Source organism: Mesorhizobium sp. M3A.F.Ca.ET.175.01.1.1 (assembly GCF_004791945.1).
In the GTDB taxonomy this organism is placed as follows: domain Bacteria; phylum Pseudomonadota; class Alphaproteobacteria; order Rhizobiales; family Rhizobiaceae; genus Mesorhizobium.
Map to the genome: position 1 here is coordinate 1 of NZ_SRTP01000345.1, position 296 is coordinate 296.

Genomic DNA, 296 nt, shown 5'->3' on the forward strand with positions numbered 1-296 from the left:
GGCTTGAGATAGCGGTCGGCGTGGCGCTCGCGCCGAAACCCCAACTCGTCGATGGTGATGTTGTGGCGAATGGCGGTCACTACGTCCTGGAGGATGCGCCGGCCGGGCTCGTGAAACAGAGCGTCGTTCGTCACCACCGTCGGCACCCTCATTTGGACGGCAAGGTTTGCGAGTTCGTGCAGCCGGACCTGGTCATTGGGTCGGCGACGCAAGGTGAGGGCCAGATAGGCGCGATCGCTGAAGGTCTCCCGCAGGCGACGCAGTTGCATCGCGCAGTTGTCGTCAGCCCGATCGGG

The 296-nt window shown here is 64.5% G+C and carries 1 protein-coding gene; it reads right to left on the bottom strand.

Annotation, left to right across the window (positions count from 1 at the left end):
* The coding region (locus EN818_RS31925; protein ID WP_135906752.1) for a hypothetical protein at window positions 1–296 on the bottom strand (296 nt) is incomplete at both ends.